Here is a 17,687-nt window from a genome sequence, read left to right on the forward strand (position 1 = left end):
GATGTGTGCACCGGGATATCCCGAGCTGCGCACAGGGTTATCGCGAGATGCGAAGCCTGGGGAATGGCACTAATCTGCGTCGCAGGGAGCAGTGCGGAAGGTTGGACGGTGGTTGCGAGTACGTCGGCACCAACGGCAACGGCTTTCGGGCGGCCGCTGAGCCCTTCGGAACGCTGGTTCTGGATCATCGACCGGATTTCCCCGTCGAATTGCACCGCGCGGGTACGCGTGCGCGGGCAGCTCACCGTCGAGCAACTCGAGTGCGCGGCAGCGGCATTGACCGCCGAATACCCGCTCCTGCGGGTGGGTGTGGCGGACGCGGGCAGTGGCGACCCCCGGTTGCTGCCGTTGCAGGACCCGCGAATTCCGGTGCGGCGACTGCTGTCCGATGATCCGCTGGCGTGGCAGTGCGCGATCGACGCCGAATTGATAGACCCGTTCGACACCCGCACCGGATTGGCGCGCATTGTCGATATCGCGCAGTGGCCGGGCACCGCGGCCGAGCAGCACGATCTGATCCTCACCGTCTCGCACATCGTCCTCGACGGCAGATCCTTGATGACCGTGCTGCGCAAGCTGATCCGCTATGCCTCCCACGAGAGCTCTGACGGCTGTGCCGGAGACGCCGGTCCCAGCCATCTGCGCCGCGCCGCGGTGCGCTCGGACGATGCCCACGGCATCCGACGCCGACCAGTACCCCCGGGCGGAGCGGCACTCGCGGTCGAGGACGGAGATCGGCGAGCAGCGCTCGCGGACGCGGAGCGGCCGGGTGGCGTGGGGAGCCCCGCCGGTATTCGGAGCCGGGCGGCGTTCCCGCCCGCCGATGACCTGATTCCCGCTGGGGCGCGGGGGTTTTGGCGCTACGTGTATTCGACGCTGTTCGATCAGGCGGCGGCGCTGGTGCTGCGGCCGCTGCGCGTGGGCGGCGCCACTCCGGTCGGGATGCTGGAGCGGCGGACGCGGGTCGTGTATCGGACGATTGCGGCAGAGCCGCTGGCCGCCCTGGTGGGCGACTGCCGCCGGGCCGGGGTCACGGTGCACGGGGCGCTGGCCGCGGCGGTGGCGCGGGCGACCGGGGACAGTGTGCGGCCGAAGGGGAGCGGGGTGGCCGGGATCGGCTCACCGGTGGACTTCCGGCCGCTGCTGCGGCCGCGACCGGATGCCGAGGAATTGGGTGTGTACGCCCCCGTGCTTGCCGGATTCGTGCGGTTCGGTCCGGGTGAATCACTGTGGGCGGCAGCGCGATCGGTGAATCGGCAATTGGAGCGGGGCATCCGGCAGCGGCGGCATCTCTCGACGGTGGCGGGTATGCGATTCGGGACGCCGCGCACCGTGGAATCCGGTCGGCGCATTGTCGATATGGTGGATCGGCGCGCACCGTGGAATGTGTCGGTCACCAATCTGGGGCGCATCGATTTTCCGGAACAGGTTGGCGCCTGGCAGGTTTCGGGTCTCACGCTGACGGCGTCGAACTCCTGCGTCAGCGCGGTCACGGTGGCGATCGTAACGGCGCACGAGAAAATGCGTATCGGATTCTGCTATGTCGGCGGAATGCTGTCGGAGCCGGAGAAATTCGCCGATCAGGTTCTCGCGGAACTGATTTCCCGTCCCGGCCCGGAGTTCCGAATCAGCTGAGCCGTTTTTCGAGCAGGGTGCGCAGGGCGGCGCGATCGGGTTTGCTGGTGCGGCCGCTCACGGGAATCTCGTCGACTACGACGATATCGTCGGGTAGCGCGGAAATATCGATGAGCGCGGGCAATTCGCGCCGCAATCGGGCCGCGATATCGCCGTTTCCGGGATCGGCGACCACGGCGAGCACAATGCGCTCATCGCCGATCTCGTCCGGAATGCCGACCATAATGGCCTGGCGCACGCCCGCCACGGCGGTGATCGCCGGTTCGTAGAGTCCCGGATAGATATTGGTCTTACCGCGCAGCATCATGTCCTTCTTGCGGCCCATGAGTACCAGGGTGTCGCCGTCGAAGCGGGCGAGATCGCCGGTGTGGATCTCCGGCAGCGGCGGCTCACCGAGGTAGCCGCGGCACAGATTGGGGCCGGAGAGGATGAGTTCGCCGTCCTCGGCGATTGTCGCGGTGACACCGTGGACCGGCGCACCCAGCGGGTCGCCCGCGCCGTCGAATTCCAGTTTGGCGCTACCGGAAGTGACTGCCACCGGCAGGATTTCGGTCATACCGTAGATGGCGAGGAAATGGCATTCCGGCAGTGCCCGCTGTGCCCGTCGCAGCAGCGCGGTGGTGACCGGAGCACCGCCCAGGGAGATCTCCCGCAGCCCAGCGGGTGCCTTCAACCGCCCCGATTCGATGGCGCTGAGCACGATCGCGAGATCGGCGGGCGTGAAGAACGCGTCGGTCGCGCTGTCGAGCGAGCGCGCGAATGTCAGTGGGTCGATATGGGTTCCGAAGCGCGGATAGCGCGGCATGGACCACTGCGCGCCGGCGAGCAGGGCGGGCAGCCCCATCATCAGCTGTTCGGTGTGCAGCTGCCTGCCGGGGCCGAGCTGACTGCGCCCGGCCATGGCGGCCAGGCCCGCTCCTAGCGAACCACGGGTGTGCACAACGGCTTTCGGCGCGGCGGTGGTGCCGGAGGTGAAGACGATCAGCGCCTCGGCCTCCGGATCGGCGGGTGCGACGGGAGAGTGCGCCGCCACCGCCGCATCGTCGAGCAGGTGGCGCAGCGGGATCGACGCCGGCGGTGTGCCCGGCAGCCGCGGCCCGCTGTGAATGTGCCGGACCGGCAGCGTGCCGAAATCGGGGAGGGACAGACCCAGGGTGCGGCCGATTCGCCGCAGCGGTCCGCTGAGCAGGTACAGCAGCGATTCCGTTGCGGCCCAAGCGGGTTGCGCCAGATCGATGCGCCGGGCGAACAGTTCCGGCCCGACACCCGGGTCCACGAAGACGATGGTCCCGCCCGCCGCCATGGTCCCGAAAATGAGCACCACGGCGTCCACGCACGGGCGAATGGAGAACAGCATGCGGTCGCCCGGCTGGAATCCACTGTGCCGCAGCCGTTCCGCGACCGCGGTAATGCGGTCGTCGAGCTCCGCGAAGGTCAGCGGCCGGGCGCCGATCATGCCCAGTGCGGCCGCATCGGGCTTGCGCCGCACCTGCTCCCGGAACAGGTGCAGGAAGTCGGTGCTCACCGAATATCCACCAGCTCCGGTTTGTAGCGGTGGTCGGCGTACCAGGCCAGGGTTTTGCGCACGCCCCAGGCGCGGACGCGGCGATTGGAGCCGTACACCCGGACGTCCCGGCGCAGACCGTATTCGGTGGTGAGCATGCGCACGGCATTCACCAGGGCGCGGTCCTCGTGCAGATCCTCGATGGCGGTGCGCGGGAATCCGCCTGCGGCTTCGTACAATTCGGCGGTAATGGCCATATTGCAGCCGGGCGTCATCACATACGGTCCCATATAGCGAGGGTCCCGATTTCCGGGCCGGAATTTGCCGAAGGTGGAGGCGACCTCCAGGACCACCCGGATGATGGTGCGGTCGCGCCAGCTCACGCCCTCGTCGGTGCGGGGGATGAGCTGACCGCTGATCAGCTGTAGCCCTGAGTCGAAAGCGGCATGGATGCGCGCGGTCCAATCGGGAAACGGCAGGCAGTCGGCGTCCGTGCGCGCCAGCCGGAGGGCTCCGGCCGCTATGGCGTAGCGCATACCGGTGTCGGCGGCGGCGCCCGTCCCCTTGCGGCTTTCGCTGACGAGTTCGATGCGCAGCTCGGGGTGCATGCGGGCGAAATCGCGCACCACCGATGCGGTGCCGTCGGTGGAATCATTGTCCACCACGACCAGGATGAAGTCCCGGTCCTGCTGTGCGGCAAGAGCTTCCAGCGTTCTGGTAATACCGTGAACTTCATTGTATGCGGGCACGATCACCCAGAGTTCGCTCATCGAAATTCCCTCCGGGACCCGATTATGCCGCAGCTTGCCCGCGGTTGCCGGGGACGGTAGCAGCGCGCACAATCCCGGTATGAAATTTCACCGATTCACATCCTGTGAGGTGAAGTGATGTTCGATGCCGCGACCCGTCACGAGCTCACCCTGCTCGCCGCGGGCCAGCCCTGGCTGCCCGCCGTCCTGCTCGCGGGCCGCGCCGCCAAACCCATTCGCAAGGTCCCGAAACTCGGCTGGTTCGTGGCCGATCCGCTGGTGGCGCGGCAGATCTACAACGACAGCACGCACTTCAGCATTGTCTCCGAGGGTGCGGCCGGGCACTGGTGGGCGCAGGTCATCGGCGACTGGGTGGAGCCGCTTTTCGAAGGTGCGGGACATACCGAACTGCGCACCAGAACTCGCGATCTCTTCACCGCCGCGCATACGGATGCGCTGGTGGACGGCGTCCTCGGTGCGGCGCTCAAACAGCTCACCGAGGATCTGGCCGCCGGTCTGACCGTGGATATCGCCGAGCGGGCCCGGGTGCTGGTCGGCCGCAGCGTCTCCGATCTGGTCGGCATGGCGCCGGAGGACATTTCCGCGACCTTCGCCGGTGACGGCCGGACCTCCGGCGATGATCCGGACGAGCCGTTCCGGATTCTGTTCGAGCACGTCGAAGAGCTGGTGAACCTGGCCATGGGCACCATGGCCTCCACCACGCTCGACCCGGTGGCGGTGGACCGCGCCCGCACGCTTGTCGGCAAGCTCTCCAGCTCCGTCCCCGCCGCCTATGCCCGCGCCGATGGCTCGACCACCCTCGGCCGCTGCCGCGAACTCGGCTTGGCCCAGGATCATGCGTCCGGTCTGGCCATGCTCATGGCGGTCGCGGGCACCGACACCCTCGCCAGCGCCATGAGCCGCATGGTCGCCCTGCTGCACGACAGCGGCGATCAGCGCGCGCTGCTGGCCGCGCCGGAGCGGACGCCCGACGCCGTCCGCGAAACGCTGCGGGTCACCAGCCCGGCCTATCTGGTGGGCCGCTCGGTCACCGCCGATGTGGAAATCGCGGGCCGCCAACTGAGCGCGGGTGAACACGTCAAAATCCTGACCTGGTCCATCAACAATGCGGCCGGCGGTTTCAGCATCCACCGCGACTACAACCCGGAAACGCGGCAACTCTGGTTCGGTGGCGGCCGCCACCTCTGCCTGGGCGCACAACTAGTCCATTCGGAGTTGACGGCGCTGCTCGGTGCGCTGACCGCCACCGGCCGCCCGTGGGAAATCGTCGAACGGCGTTACCGCAGAAACGTTTTCATTCCCACATACGAGACACTGCGGATTCGTCTGACCGATTAGTGTTCGGCCGCAGCTGATCCCGGCCAAAGGCATGCCGGGATGACGGCGGGGCTGCGGCCGGGATGACGGCGGGCTGTGGCCGCGATGACGGAGACTGCCGGCCGGCCCGGGTCAGCCGCGGCGGGCGAAGCGGCCGGCTTCGGCCTGGTCGCGGGGCTTCACGACGATGGTGTCGAGGTTGACGTGCGGTGGGCGGGAGGCGACGAAGCCGACGATCTCGGCGATATCGGTGGCCAGCAGCGGGTCGATGCCCTCGTAGACCTTGGCGGCGCGCTCGGCGTCGCCGTCGAAGCGGACCAGGGAGAATTCGGTTTCGACTGCGCCGGGGGCGATTTCGGTGAGGCGCACCGGCTGTCCGAGGAGTTCGCCGCGCAGGGTGCGGTGCAGCACCGCCTGGGCGTGCTTGGCGGAGGTGTAGCCGGAACCGTTGTCGTAGTGGACGAATGCCGCCACCGAGGTGATGGTGACAATGAGGCCGTCGCCGGACGCGATGAGTTTCGGCAGCAGCGCCTTGGTCAGGCGCAGCGTGCCGAGCACATTGGTCTCCCACATCCAGCGCCAGTCGTCCAGATCGGCCTCGGCGACCGGCGCCAAACCCTTTGCGCCACCGGCATTGTTGACCAGCACGTGCACCTCGCCGATCGCCTCGGTGAAGGCCCGCACCGACTCGTCGTCGGTCACGTCCAGCGGCAGCGCCGTCCCGCCGATCTCCGCGGCCAGCTGCTCCAGCCGATCGATCCGACGCGCCCCCACCACCACGTGGTACCCCTGCTTCGCGAGTTCCCGGGCAGTAGCCTCCCCGATCCCCGAACTGGCCCCGGTCACGACAGCGGTACGAATGCTCATGCCGAAAGCCTAAACACGGCGTGTCCGCCCCGCCCCGCCGAGGCTGCACCCACGCCCCCCAGGGCAGCGCGATCCCCCTGTCGGCGGCGCGAGAGTCCGGCACCTCCTGCCGGTTAGCCTGGCGGGTATGGCGATTCGGGAAGTAGTCAGCGCGGACGGCACCACCATCGTTTACCGGGTCACCGGTCCGGAGGGTGCGCGGCCGCTGGTGCTGCTGCACGGCTGGTCCGGAAACCTGCGGTGCTGGGGTCGCGCCGCGGACGATCTGGCCGGGCGATTCCGGGTGATCGCGCTGGATCTGCGCGGCCACGGCTACTCCGACGCCCCCGAGGCCGGATACGACGACCCGAAGAACTGGGCCGCCGACGTGGCCGCCGTGCTGGCCGCCGAGGGCATCGCCGACGGCGCGGTCCTACTGGGCTGGTCCTACGGCGGCATCGTGCTCAGCGACTACCTCACCGCCTACGGCACCGGCGCGGTCGCGGGCGTCGTCTACACCGGATCGCAGGCGGGCATCGGCAGGGGAGTCCCGGGTGCGCAGCCCGGCCCGGCCATGCAGAAGGCCATTCCCGATGTCTTCGAGGAGAGCGCCGGTCGCGCCATGCGCGGTTTCGGGGCGTTCGGCAGCGCCAATACCGGGCCCGGCCGGGACAAGGGCGGCGACGCCCAGCGGTTGTTCGGTGGCAGCCTCGCCACCCTGCCGCGGGTGCGCAAGGCGCTGTTCTACCGCACTGTCGACAACACCGAAACCCTGCGCACGCTGGATGTTCCGGTCTTCGTCATGCACGGCACCGCCGATCCGGTGGTCGAGGTCGCGAACGGCCGCTACATCGCCGAGACCGTCCCGAACGCGAGCACGTCCTACTGGGAGGGCGCGCAGCACGGCCTGTTCGTCGAGGACCCCGAACGCTTTGTCGCGGAACTCACGGCCTTCGTGGAATCCCTGGGCTGACCGGGTGCTTTCCTGTGAGCAGGGTCACTTCGTAGGGTAACCCACGTTTCTCCGGCTACCCGAGGCGTGCACACTGGTGTAGTGAGTCAACGTTCCGACCTACGGCCCCATCGGATTGCCGTGCTGTCGGTACATACCTCCCCCCTCGCCCAACCGGGCACCGGCGATGCCGGCGGTATGAATGTGTACGTCCTGCAGACGGCCATCGAACTGGCCCGCCGCGGCACCCAGGTGGAGATCTTCACCCGCGCCACTTCCTCCAATGACGAACCCCTGGTCGAGGCCGCCCCCGGCGTGCTGGTCCGGAATGTGGTCGCCGGCCCGTTCGAGGGCCTGGACAAACACGATCTGCCCACCCAGCTGTGCCCGTTCGCGGCCGAGGTGCTGCGGCAGGAGGCCCGGCACCTGCCCGGCCACTATGACCTCATCCACTCCAACTACTGGCTCTCCGGCCAGGTCGGCTGGCTGGCGCGGGATCGCTGGCGGGTGCCCATGGTGCACACCGCGCACACGCTTGCCGCGGTGAAGAACCTCTACCTCGCCGAGGGCGATACCCCGGAACCGGCCGCCCGGGTGATCGGTGAGAAGCAGATCGTCGCGGAGTCCGATCGCCTGGTCGCCAATACCGCCGAGGAAGCGCGGCAGCTGGTCGAGCTGTACGGCGCGGACCCCGAGCACATCGATGTGGTGCTGCCCGGCGCGGACCTCACCCGCTACCGCCCCGGCGACCGCGCGGCCGCCCGTGCGGAACTGGGCCTGCCCGACAATGAGCGGATCGTGGCCTTCGTCGGCCGCATCCAGCCGCTCAAGGCGCCGGATGTGCTCGTGCGCGCCGCCGCGCAGATGCTGGCCGATGAGGACGCGCGCACCGGAATGGACGCCACGCGCCCGCTGCGCGTGCTGATCGTCGGCGGCCCGTCCGGCACCGGCCTGGAGCGCCCCGACGCGCTGATCGAATTGGCTTCCGCGCTCGGCATTTCCGATCGTGTCACCTTCCTGCCGCCGCAGCCGCCGCACCGCCTGGTGCAGGTGTATCGCGCGGCCGATCTGGTGGCCGTGCCCAGCTACAACGAATCTTTCGGCCTCGTCGCCATCGAGGCGCAGGCCAGTGGCACTCCGGTGCTGGCCGCCGATGTGGGCGGGCTCGGCACCGCGGTGCAGGACGGCGCCACGGGGCTGCTGGTCCCCGGCCATCAGACCGCCGATTGGGCTGCGGCACTGCGACTTCTGCTCGACGACCCCGCCCGGCTGGAGCAGATGGGCACGGCGGCTGTCGAGCACGCCTCGAACTTCTCCTGGGCGCATACCGCCGACGGTCTGCTGGACAGCTATTCCGCCGCGCTCGCCCAGTCCCGCACGGGCCGGGTGCGCACCGGTAGCGTGCACGCCGACAACAATCACGCCAGATCGCTCGCGCTCTGGCGGCGCCGGATGGGAGTTGTACGCCGATGAGCGAAGCCGCACAGGGTGATACCGCCGATGCCACCGCGCAGCTGATCGACGACACCCTGCGGGATCGCGAGATCGAATACACCCGTGAGGCCGACGGTACGTTCGTCGTCATCCTGCCGGGGGAGCGGAAACTCAAGACCGCGCTCGGCGTCACCGTCGGCAAGCACGGCATTCGAATGGAGTCCTTCGTCTGCCGCAAGCCGGACGAGAACTTCGAGGGCGTCTACAAATTCCTGCTGCGCCGTAATCGCCGCCTCTACGGGGTGGCATACACGCTGGACAATGTCGGTGACATCTACCTGGTCGGCCGCATGTCCACGCACGCCGTCACGCCCGATGAACTCGACCGCTGGTTCGGTCAGGTGCTCGAGGCCGTGGACGCCGATTTCAATACCCTGCTCGAGCTCGGTTTCGCGGAATCCATTCGCAAGGAATGGAAGTGGCGGGTCTCGCGCGGCGAATCGCTGAAGAATCTGCGCGCGTTCGAACATCTCGTGGACGCCGACGACAAGGCAGAAAAGGTTTAGCCTCCGGACGGCGGAATCGTCTGTGCGGCCGCCGTACTCGTCTGTGCAGCACCCGGATCGAAGGAGACCGACGGCCCATGGTGGCGTTGGCATTGGATATCGGCGCGACGAAATTCGCTGCGGGCCTTGTGGATTCGCAGGGCACCGTGCCGTCGTCCGAGCGCATTCAAGTTCCCGCGGCCGGGGTCTGGCCCGCCTGCTGTGAGCTGCTGCTGCGCGTAGCGGGAACCGAGCGGGTGACCGCGGTCGGCATCGGCGCGGCGGGACCGGTGGACGTGCGCGCCGGTTCGACCGGCCCGCTCAATATTCCGGAGTGGGCAGGCGGTTTCGGCATTGTGGCGGCGGTCCGGGAGTTGTTCCCGGACGCCACTGTTCGCTTCGCCATCGACGGCGTCTGCCTGGCTTTGGCCGAACAGCGCTGGGGTGCGGCCCGCGGTATCGCGGACGTGCTCGCGCTGACGGTGTCTTCCGGAATCGGCGGCGGCATCATCTCCGAGGGCCGAGTCCTCATGGGGCGCACCGGAAATGCCGGGCACATCGGTCATATCGTGGTCCCCGGCAGTGCGGAACCCTGCGCCTGCGGCGGCTTCGGCTGTGTGGAGGCGGTGGCCAGCGGGCCGTCGTCCGTGCGCTGGGCGCGGCGGCAGGGGTGGACCGGCAGCACCGGCATCGAATTATCGGAATCCGCCCGGGCCGGTGACGGTCTCGCCCGCGCCGCGCTGGAGCGTGCGGGTACCGCGCTGGGCACCGCCATCGCCTCCGCCGCCGCGCTGCTGGATACCGATCTGGTGGTGGTCGGCGGGGGCTTCGCGCAATCGGGCGACCTGCTGTGGCGGCCGCTGCTCGACTCGGCTGCGGCGCATGCCCGCCTGATTTTCCTGCGTGAACTGCGGGTGGTTCCCTCGGAGCTCACCGATCAGGCGACCCTCGCCGGCGCCGCCCTGCTCGCACTCCGGTCCTGACTTCGCGTGTCGGGAAAACAGGTTCGGTGTGTCGCGTGACGCTGCCACTACGGTGGCGGACGTGGGGCTAATCGAATTCGAGCCGGGTGACGTCGTCTACGTTCCGGAGGGACCGTTCAGTGGCGTCTGCGCCGTGGTGCAGGAGGTCGACTCCGCCCGTTCGGAACTACGGGTCGAAGTGGCGGTGGGGGAGCAGCGGCACGGACTGACCATGACCTTCGACGAGGTGGAGTGGGCCTGACCGGGCCCGCAGGGCCGGAGCCGACAGCGAACCGGCGCGTGGAAAGATGACCCCCATGACGTACACCCTCGTGCTGCTGCGCCACGGCGAGAGCGAATGGAATGCCCTCAACCTGTTCACCGGCTGGGTGGATGTCCGGCTCACGGAAAAGGGTGTCGCCGAAGGCAAGCGTGCCGGTGAATTGCTGGCCGAGGCCGGAATTCTCCCCGATATCGTCTATACCTCGCTGCTGCGGCGTGCGATCAGCACCGCGAACAATGCGCTGGATGCCTGTGACCGCCATTGGATTCCGGTCGTCCGGGATTGGCGGCTCAACGAGCGTCACTACGGTGCGCTGCAGGGTAAGGACAAGGCCCAGACCAAGGCCGAGTACGGCGACGAGCAGTTCATGCTGTGGCGCCGCAGCTACGACACCCCGCCGCCGCCCATCGAGACCGGCAGCGAGTACAGCCAGGACGGCGATCCGCGCTACGCCGGAATCGATGTGCCGCTGACGGAATGCCTCAAGGACGTCGTCGCCCGCATGGTGCCGTACTGGGAGGACACCATCGCCCAGGACGTGCGCGGTGGTAAGACGGTTCTTGTTGCGGCGCACGGTAATTCGCTGCGAGCGCTGGTGAAGCACCTGGAGGGGATCTCCGACGAGGACATTGCCGGGCTGAACATTCCCACCGGAATTCCGCTCAAGTACGAGCTGGACGAGAACCTGTTGCCGCTCGGCCCGGGTGTCTACCTCGACCCGGAGGCGGCGGCCGCCGGCGCTGCCGCGGTGGCGAATCAGGGCGCCAAGTAAGTCCGCGAACCAGTAATACGCGCAACGCGCTGTAGCCGAATTACTCGGCTACAGCGCGTTTTTCATTTATCGTATTCGTAGCGACTGTGATCCACCTCTCACTACGGGACCGTAGGGTATTCCACGCCAACGCAATTCGAATTTGCCGAAGCTTTGCCCATTAAAAGCGGTAACTGTAACCGGTGTTTGCAACTTACTCCCGAGTAGATATGCTCTGGGCGTTCGACCAAATGCGAGAGGTAGATCACGTTCGATGAAGCACGCGCTACGGGCCACAATTGTCGCTTCTGCGGCCGCTCTGCTCCTTCCCCTGATGGCCATATCGGCCGATGCAGCTCCCGTTCCGGCCGGTCCCGACGGCGGCGCCGCTGGTGCGGCCTGGACCGGCACCGAGGACGGGCAGCAGCAATACCCCAATGTCTTCGTCGAATGGGACGTGCCGATCACCATGAGTGACGGCACCGTGCTGAAGGGCAACGTCTACCACCCGGCCGATGCCGCCGGCCGCCCGATCGACACCCCGACGCCGACCGTGCTGAACATGACGCCGTACACCAAATTGGTGTCCAACGTCGCCGACAGCGCCTTCGCCATTCCGGGACTGGGCGACGCACTGCTCAATGTGTTCCGCAATATCCACCTCGACGGCACCCCGATCTCCGGATTCGGCGAACTGCTGAATGCCGCTGGTAATGGCGAACTTCGAAACTTCAGCGTCGATCGCCAGCTCATCAAGTCCGGCTACACGCAGGTCGTCGTCGACGTGCGTGGCACCGGTTTCTCGCAGGGCGAATGGGACATCCTGCGCCAGCGCGAGCAGCAGGACACCGTCGAGACCATCGACTGGGCGTCCAAGCAGAGCTGGTCCAACGGCCGCATCGGTATGAGCGGTCTGTCGTACTCGGCCATCAATCAGGTGCAGGCCGCGGAGAAGCATCCGCCCGCCCTGAAGGCCATCTTCCCGATCGTCCCGGGCAGCGACCTCGTCGACGATGTGCTCGCGCCCGGCGGCGGCTTCGGCTTCAACTTCATTCCGCTGTGGCTCAGCGCCGTCAACGGTCTCAAGTGGGTGCCGGACCTGGCCTCGATTGCCCAGGGCAAGTTCGACTTCCAGTGGCTGAAGGATCGTCAGGCCGACCCGTTCGGCTACCTGGACGTGCTGATGTCCGCGTACACCAGCCCGAATCTCGACAGCCTCGACCCGCGGGTGAAGTCGATGCTCAACGATATGTCGTCCGACCGGGCGGGCTGGATCGGCGATCCCAGCCAGATCACCATCCCGACCTTCGTCACCGGTGGCTGGCACGATCTGTTCACCTACTCCGAATCCAAGATCTACAACGCGATTTCGGTGCCGCCGGGGCAGAAGCAGCTGCTGATGGGCAATACCTATCACGTCACCTCGGGCTCCGAAGCCGGCTTCCCCGGCCTGCCGCCGCGCCTGGACGTGCTGCAGCGCGCCTGGTTCGACAAGTGGCTCAAGGGCATCGACAACGGGATCGACTCGTACGGTCCGGTGACCCTGCGGCAGCAGGGCGGCGGCTGGATCACCCAGGGCGGTTTCGGTGACACCGCTCCCGCCGAAGAGGCCTCGCGCTACCAGCGCATGTACCTGTCGTCGCAGCGCAGCGGCACCGCCAACAGCCTCTACGACGGCTCGCTGACCAGTGGCGCCAATGGTGACACCGACCGGCTCAGTGTGTCGATGGGCCTGACCACCCTGTGCTCCAACGATGCCGCGCAGGGCAGCGCCGGTGTGCTGTCGATCATCGACGGCTGCGCCAAGGACTCCCGGATCGCGGAGACCAACGGCCTGACCTTCACCAGCGCTCCCGTCGCCGAGGCCACCACCATCTCCGGTCCCGTTGCGGTGCACCTCAATACGGTTCAGGACGCGTCCGACGGGTACTGGACCGTCACGGTCAACGATGTCGCGCCGGACGGGCAGTCGACCGTGCTGACCTCCGGCCAGATCATGGCCTCGCTGCGGCAGATCGACGATGCGAACAGCACGCGGTCAGCCAATGGCGATTACACCGACCCGCGCGCCTTCACCTCGCTCGACCGGCAGCAGCCGACGGTGCCGGGTGAGGCCACCACCCTCGATATCGCACTGAGCGGCACCGAAGGCATTCTGCAGCCGGGACACCGACTGCGGGTGGATGTGTTCGCGGGCAATTTCCCCAAGGGCCTGCCGATTCTGCCGATGCTCCTGGATACCGGTCTCAAGCCGCAGCACGTGCAGCTGGATCCGAACCGTCCGAGCTTCGTGAATATCCCGGTTCGCGGTAACACCGGCTGGTGATTCCGCCCCACCGGGCCTGAGCGCCCCGGACGTGTACAACGGCGTACACCTCCGGGGCTTTTCTTTGTGCACTTTCACGATTCTTCGGGAAAAACTGTCCCGGACAGTTGCCTTCGCTCTAGCTTGGGGCGAGTTTCCATGCGGGCGGAGAGTGGTTGGGGCACTATGGGATTCCTGGTCAAGACGGTCGTAGCACTGACCGCCGTCGTCGCGGCAACACAGTTCCTGGCACCGGCGGCGACCGCCGATCCGGCCGGCCCGGACGGCGGTGCGAGCGGTGCGGAATGGGCTGCGACGGAAGACGGTCCACAGCTCTATCCCAATGTGTACATCGACTGGGACGTGCCCATCACGATGAGTGACGGCACCGTGCTGAAGGCGAATGTCTACCACCCCGCCGATGCCGCGGGCCATCCCGTCAGCGACCCGACGCCGAGCATTCTGAATTTCACGCCCTATACGAAACTCGGCTCGATGATCGCCGATTCGGCGCTGTCGGTCCCCGGGCTGTCCGATCTGCTCGTGCAGCTGTTCCGCACTGTCGACCTGTCCGGCACCCCGTTCTCCGGGCTCACCGACCTCACCAGGGCGCTCGGCGGCGGACTGCTGCGCAATTTCAGCGTCGACCGGCAGCTCATCAGATCCGGCTACACGCAGATCGTGGTCGATGTGCGCGGAACCGGCTTCTCCCAGGGTGATTGGAATCTGCTGGGCGCGCGGGAGCAGCAGGACACCGTGGAGACCATCGACTGGGCCTCGAAACAGCCCTGGTCCACCGGCGATATCGGCATGAGCGGCGTCTCCTATTCCGGACTCAACGAGCTGCAGGCGGCGGCCAAGAATCCGCCCGCGCTCAAGGCCATCTTCCCGGTTGTGCCCAGCCGCAATCCCTTCCGTGATCTCGTCGCACCCGGCGGGGCCATCGGCGCGGGCTTCATGCCGCTGTGGCTGGCGGCCGTCAACGGCGGCAAGCTCGTCCCCGACCTCACCGCGCTCGTACAGGGACGCTTCGATATGAAGTGGCTCGCAGACAGATTGGCCGATCCGTTCACCTTCGTGGACGCGCTGCTGGAAGTCTTCGCGCAGCCGAATATCGACGACCTCAGCCCCAAGGTGCGAGCCCTGCTCGACGAGGGCAGTCCCATGCGGCAGGCCTGGGAGACCGATCCGACCCGAATCACCGTCCCCACCTTCATTTCCGGCGGCTGGCACGATGTGTTCGTGGCCTCGCAGGCCGATGTGTACCGCCGAATTCCCTTGCCGCCCGGGCAGAAACAACTGCTCGTCGGCGACGGGTACCACATCTCCAATGGCAATGAATCCGGCCGTCCGGGTCTGCCGCCGCGCATGGATGTGCTGCAGCGCGCGTGGTTCGACAAGTGGCTCAAGGGAATCGACAACGGCATCGATCAGTTCGGGCCGATCACCATGAAGCAGCAGGGCGGCGGCTGGGTGACCGCCCCGTCGTTCCCGGAGCCGGGGATGGAGTACCGGCGCATGTACCTGTCCGGCGTGGCCAGCGGCACCGGCGGGCACAGCGTGCACGACGGATCGCTGTTCACCACGCCCGATGGCCCCGACACCCTCACGGTGGCGCCCGGCCTGACCGGGTTGTGCTCCCGCGACGCCTCGCAGGAGCTCGTCGGCATCGTCTCCATCATCGACGCCTGCGGTAAGGACTCCCGCATCGAGGAATCGAACGGGCTGACCTTCACCAGTGCGCCGGTCGCGGACGCCACCACCGTCTCCGGGCCGATCGCCGTACACCTGAACACCGTGCAGGACGGCACCGACGGTTACTGGGTCGCCACCGTCAACGATGTTGCCCCCGATGGCAATTCGACCACCCTGTCCTCCGGCCAGCTCGTCGCCTCGCTGCGCGCCATCGACGAGTCCCGCAGCACCCGCCTGCCGAACGGCGACTACACCGACCCGGTGCCGGACCTGTCCCTCGACACCCGTCAGCCGACCGTCCCGGGCCGGCCGGTGGCACTGGATATTTCGGTCCCCGGCATCGACGCCGTGCTGCAACCCGGCCACCGGCTGCGCGTAGACGTCTACGCGGGCAACTTCCCCAAGGGCCTGCCCATCACCGCCATGATGGTCGACAGCGGCCTGCGCCGCCAGCACCTGCTGCTGGATCCGGCCGCGCCCAGCTTCGTCAATATCCCGGCGCGCGGTAACTCCGGCTGGTGATTGTCGACACCTCCGGCTCGTCAACCCGGGCCGGCGGTGTGATCCCGGCATTTCACCGCGTTTGCCGGAAAACTGCCAGCGACCTGCCCCGCGCTGTCCGAACATTGCGTAAACGCCGGGCTAACGCTCGTGGAAGCCGCTGTGACCTGCGTGAAACTTCCTGCACCCGGGGCCGGACCCGGCTCGGGCGACCGTACGATTCAAAGTGTGAGCGTTCCACAGGCCGTGCTGTTGGCAGTCCTGGCGGCCGTCGTTGGACTGGCAGTCGGTGGATTGCTCATTCCGTATGTGAACGCCCGGCAGGAGCGGCTGCGTGCCGCAACCGATTCGGGCCTGACCATGTCGCAGGTGCTCGATCTCATTGTGCTCGCCTCCGAGAGCGGTATCGCGGTGGTCGATCAGTACCGGGATGTGGTGCTGGTCAATCCGCGGGCCGAGGAGCTGGGCATAGTCCACGATCGGCTGCTCGACGAGCGTGCCTGGTCCGCGGTGCAGCAGGTGCTCGGTGGTGGCAAGGACATCGAATTCGAGCTCACCGCGAAGATCCCGCTGCCCGGCCGCGCCCGGCTCGCGGTCCGCGGTGTCGCCCGGCCGCTGTCGCAGGAGAATCCGAACTTCGTGGTGCTCTTCGCGGACGACGATTCCGAGCAGGCCCGCATGGAGGCCACCCGCCGCGATTTCGTCGCGAACGTCAGCCATGAACTCAAGACCCCGGTCAGTGCCATGAGCCTGTTGGCTGAGGCATTGCTGGAATCGGCCGACGATCCGGATTCGGTGCGGCACTTCGGCGAACGCCTGCACGGCGAGGCCCGCCGCATGGGCAAGATGGTCACCGAGCTGATCGCGCTCTCCCGCCTGCAGGGCGCGGAGAAGCTGCCGGAACTCGAGGCCGTCGATGTGGACAGCGTGGTCACCCAGGCCATCGAGCGCTCCCGGACCGCCGCGGAAGCCGCCGGCATCACGGTGAGCACCGATACCAGCAGTGGACTCGAGGTGATCGGCGATCAGACGCTGCTGGTCACCGCGCTGTCGAATCTGGTGGAGAATGCCATCGCGTACTCGCCGCGGGGTTCGCAGGTCTCGGTGAGCCGGGCGCTGCGCGGCGGGCATGTGAATATCGCGGTCACCGATCGCGGTATCGGCATCGGGAAGGAAGACCAGGAACGCGTCTTCGAACGATTCTTCCGGGCCGACAAGGCGCGCTCGCGCGCCACCGGCGGTACCGGGCTGGGGCTGGCTATCGTCAAGCACGTAGCCGCCAACCACAGCGGTGAAGTCACCCTGTGGAGCAAGCTGGGCACCGGATCCACATTCACGCTGCGGATCCCGTCCCACCCCGCCGATTCCAACGGCATCGACAAGAGGCTTTCCGCCCATCTCGGGCGGGCCAGAACCAACGGTGTGGAGGCAACCCGATGACGAGTGTGCTGATCGTCGAGGACGAGGAGTCGCTGGCCGATCCGCTCGCATTCCTCCTGCGCAAGGAGGGGTTCGAGGTCACCGTGGTGGGCGACGGACCCTCGGCCTTGGCAGAGTACGACCGGTCGGGTGCGGACATCGTCCTGCTCGATCTGATGCTGCCCGGTATGAGCGGTACCGACGTGTGCAAGCAGCTGCGGGCCCGCGGCAGTGTCCCGGTGATCATGGTGACCGCTCGCGACAGCGAGATCGACAAGGTGGTCGGCCTGGAACTGGGCGCCGACGACTACGTCACCAAGCCCTACTCCTCCCGTGAGCTGATCGCCCGTATCCGCGCCGTGCTGCGCCGCGGCGTCGGCGAGGAGGCCGACAGCGGCAGCGAGACCAGCGTCCTGGAGGCGGGCCCGGTCCGCATGGATGTGGACCGCCACACCGTGCAGGTGAACGGCAAGCCGGTCACTCTGCCGCTCAAGGAGTTCGACCTGCTCGAGTACCTGCTCCGCAACTCCGGCCGCGTCCTCACCCGCGGCCAGCTCATCGACCGCGTCTGGGGCGCCGACTACGTAGGCGACACAAAGACTCTCGACGTCCACGTCAAGCGCCTGCGCTCCAAGATCGAAGGCGACCCGGCCAAGCCGGAACACCTCGTCACCGTGCGTGGCCTCGGCTACAAGCTCGAAGCGTAGAGACTCCACGCAAAAGCCTGCGCCCGCCTCCGAATCAGGAAGCGGGCGCAGGCTTTTCGAT

General features: G+C 67.4%; 15 protein-coding genes. 12 read left to right on the forward strand and 3 right to left on the reverse strand.

The window, feature by feature from the left end; genetic code table 11:
• Window positions 1-108: 108 nt before the first annotated feature.
• Window positions 109-1,635: a hypothetical protein gene (locus ABZX86_RS32890; RefSeq protein ID WP_355129149.1), complete on the forward strand. Its 1,527-nt coding sequence runs from the start codon at window positions 109-111 to the stop codon at window positions 1,633-1,635.
• On the opposite strand, the gene ABZX86_RS32895 is transcribed toward ABZX86_RS32890, so the two are convergent.
• Window positions 1,628-3,160 (reverse strand): class I adenylate-forming enzyme family protein, encoded by a 1,533-nt coding sequence (locus ABZX86_RS32895; protein ID WP_355129151.1) that lies wholly within the window; start codon window positions 3,158-3,160, stop codon window positions 1,628-1,630. The two genes, ABZX86_RS32890 and ABZX86_RS32895, sit on opposite strands and share 8 nt — an antisense overlap.
• Window positions 3,157-3,909 (reverse strand): glycosyltransferase family 2 protein, encoded by a 753-nt coding sequence (locus ABZX86_RS32900; RefSeq protein ID WP_355129153.1) that lies wholly within the window; start codon window positions 3,907-3,909, stop codon window positions 3,157-3,159. Before ABZX86_RS32900 ends, ABZX86_RS32895 begins: the two co-directional genes overlap by 4 nt.
• Before the next feature lie 117 nt (window positions 3,910-4,026).
• On the opposite strand from ABZX86_RS32900, the gene ABZX86_RS32905 reads away from it, so the two are divergent.
• The gene (locus ABZX86_RS32905) at window positions 4,027-5,247 is read left to right on the forward strand and encodes a cytochrome P450 (RefSeq protein WP_355129155.1); all 1,221 of its coding nucleotides are present in this window, start codon (window positions 4,027-4,029) and stop codon (window positions 5,245-5,247) included.
• A gap of 111 nt (window positions 5,248-5,358) precedes the next feature.
• Here ABZX86_RS32905 and ABZX86_RS32910 read toward each other — a convergent pair whose 3' ends face one another.
• On the reverse strand, window positions 5,359-6,093 hold the full coding sequence (locus ABZX86_RS32910; protein ID WP_355129157.1) for an SDR family NAD(P)-dependent oxidoreductase: 735 nt from the start codon (window positions 6,091-6,093) through the stop codon (window positions 5,359-5,361).
• Window positions 6,094-6,220: 127 nt separating this feature from the next.
• Between ABZX86_RS32910 and ABZX86_RS32915 the strand changes: the two genes are divergently transcribed.
• The 10 genes from ABZX86_RS32915 (at window position 6,221) to ABZX86_RS32960 (ending at window position 17,626) form a co-directional block, all read left to right on the forward strand.
• On the forward strand, window positions 6,221-7,045 hold the full coding sequence (locus ABZX86_RS32915; protein ID WP_355129159.1) for an alpha/beta hydrolase: 825 nt from the start codon (window positions 6,221-6,223) through the stop codon (window positions 7,043-7,045).
• Between the two features lie 81 nt (window positions 7,046-7,126).
• Entirely contained in the window at window positions 7,127-8,497 is a 1,371-nt protein-coding gene (mshA, locus tag ABZX86_RS32920) for a D-inositol-3-phosphate glycosyltransferase (RefSeq protein WP_355129161.1), read from the forward strand.
• Entirely contained in the window at window positions 8,494-9,024 is a 531-nt protein-coding gene (locus ABZX86_RS32925; protein WP_355129163.1) for a YbjN domain-containing protein, read from the forward strand. The genes mshA and ABZX86_RS32925 overlap by 4 nt, the downstream gene beginning before the upstream one ends.
• Window positions 9,025-9,101: 77 nt before the next feature.
• Window positions 9,102-9,986, forward strand: coding sequence for an ROK family protein (locus ABZX86_RS32930; RefSeq protein WP_355129165.1), 885 nt, complete (start codon window positions 9,102-9,104; stop codon window positions 9,984-9,986).
• A gap of 61 nt (window positions 9,987-10,047) precedes the next feature.
• The gene (locus ABZX86_RS32935; RefSeq protein ID WP_355129167.1) at window positions 10,048-10,227 is read left to right on the forward strand and encodes a hypothetical protein; all 180 of its coding nucleotides are present in this window, start codon (window positions 10,048-10,050) and stop codon (window positions 10,225-10,227) included.
• 55 nt (window positions 10,228-10,282) lie between these two features.
• Complete coding sequence (locus tag ABZX86_RS32940) at window positions 10,283-11,020, forward strand: phosphoglyceromutase (RefSeq protein WP_355129169.1); 738 nt, start codon at window positions 10,283-10,285, stop codon at window positions 11,018-11,020.
• A 253-nt stretch (window positions 11,021-11,273) separates the two neighbouring features.
• On the forward strand, window positions 11,274-13,325 hold the full coding sequence (locus tag ABZX86_RS32945) for a CocE/NonD family hydrolase (protein ID WP_355129171.1): 2,052 nt from the start codon (window positions 11,274-11,276) through the stop codon (window positions 13,323-13,325).
• 165 nt (window positions 13,326-13,490) lie between these two features.
• Window positions 13,491-15,521, forward strand: a complete 2,031-nt coding sequence (locus ABZX86_RS32950; protein WP_355129173.1) for a CocE/NonD family hydrolase — start codon at window positions 13,491-13,493, stop codon at window positions 15,519-15,521.
• 207 nt (window positions 15,522-15,728) lie between these two features.
• Window positions 15,729-16,940, forward strand: coding sequence for an ATP-binding protein (locus tag ABZX86_RS32955; protein WP_355129175.1), 1,212 nt, complete (start codon window positions 15,729-15,731; stop codon window positions 16,938-16,940).
• Window positions 16,937-17,626 (forward strand): response regulator transcription factor, encoded by a 690-nt coding sequence (locus tag ABZX86_RS32960; RefSeq protein ID WP_327142462.1) that lies wholly within the window; start codon window positions 16,937-16,939, stop codon window positions 17,624-17,626. The genes ABZX86_RS32955 and ABZX86_RS32960 overlap by 4 nt, the downstream gene beginning before the upstream one ends.
• Window positions 17,627-17,687: the final 61 nt, after the last annotated feature.

Source organism: Nocardia sp. NPDC006630, assembly GCF_040611495.1.
In the GTDB taxonomy this organism is placed as follows: domain Bacteria; phylum Actinomycetota; class Actinomycetes; order Mycobacteriales; family Mycobacteriaceae; genus Nocardia.

Coding starts and splice junctions, on each gene's coding strand:
- ABZX86_RS32930 (WP_355129165.1), top strand. CDS start 9,102: ATGGTGGCGTTGGCATTGGATATCGGCGCGACGAAATTCGCTGCGGGC.
- ABZX86_RS32925 (WP_355129163.1), top strand. CDS start 8,494: ATGAGCGAAGCCGCACAGGGTGATACCGCCGATGCCACCGCGCAGCTG.
- ABZX86_RS32905 (WP_355129155.1), top strand. CDS start 4,027: ATGTTCGATGCCGCGACCCGTCACGAGCTCACCCTGCTCGCCGCGGGC.
- ABZX86_RS32950 (WP_355129173.1), top strand. CDS start 13,491: ATGGGATTCCTGGTCAAGACGGTCGTAGCACTGACCGCCGTCGTCGCG.
- ABZX86_RS32910 (WP_355129157.1), bottom strand. CDS start 6,093: ATGAGCATTCGTACCGCTGTCGTGACCGGGGCCAGTTCGGGGATCGGG.
- ABZX86_RS32945 (WP_355129171.1), top strand. CDS start 11,274: ATGAAGCACGCGCTACGGGCCACAATTGTCGCTTCTGCGGCCGCTCTG.
- ABZX86_RS32940 (WP_355129169.1), top strand. CDS start 10,283: ATGACGTACACCCTCGTGCTGCTGCGCCACGGCGAGAGCGAATGGAAT.
- ABZX86_RS32900 (WP_355129153.1), bottom strand. CDS start 3,909: ATGAGCGAACTCTGGGTGATCGTGCCCGCATACAATGAAGTTCACGGT.
- ABZX86_RS32960 (WP_327142462.1), top strand. CDS start 16,937: ATGACGAGTGTGCTGATCGTCGAGGACGAGGAGTCGCTGGCCGATCCG.
- ABZX86_RS32915 (WP_355129159.1), top strand. CDS start 6,221: ATGGCGATTCGGGAAGTAGTCAGCGCGGACGGCACCACCATCGTTTAC.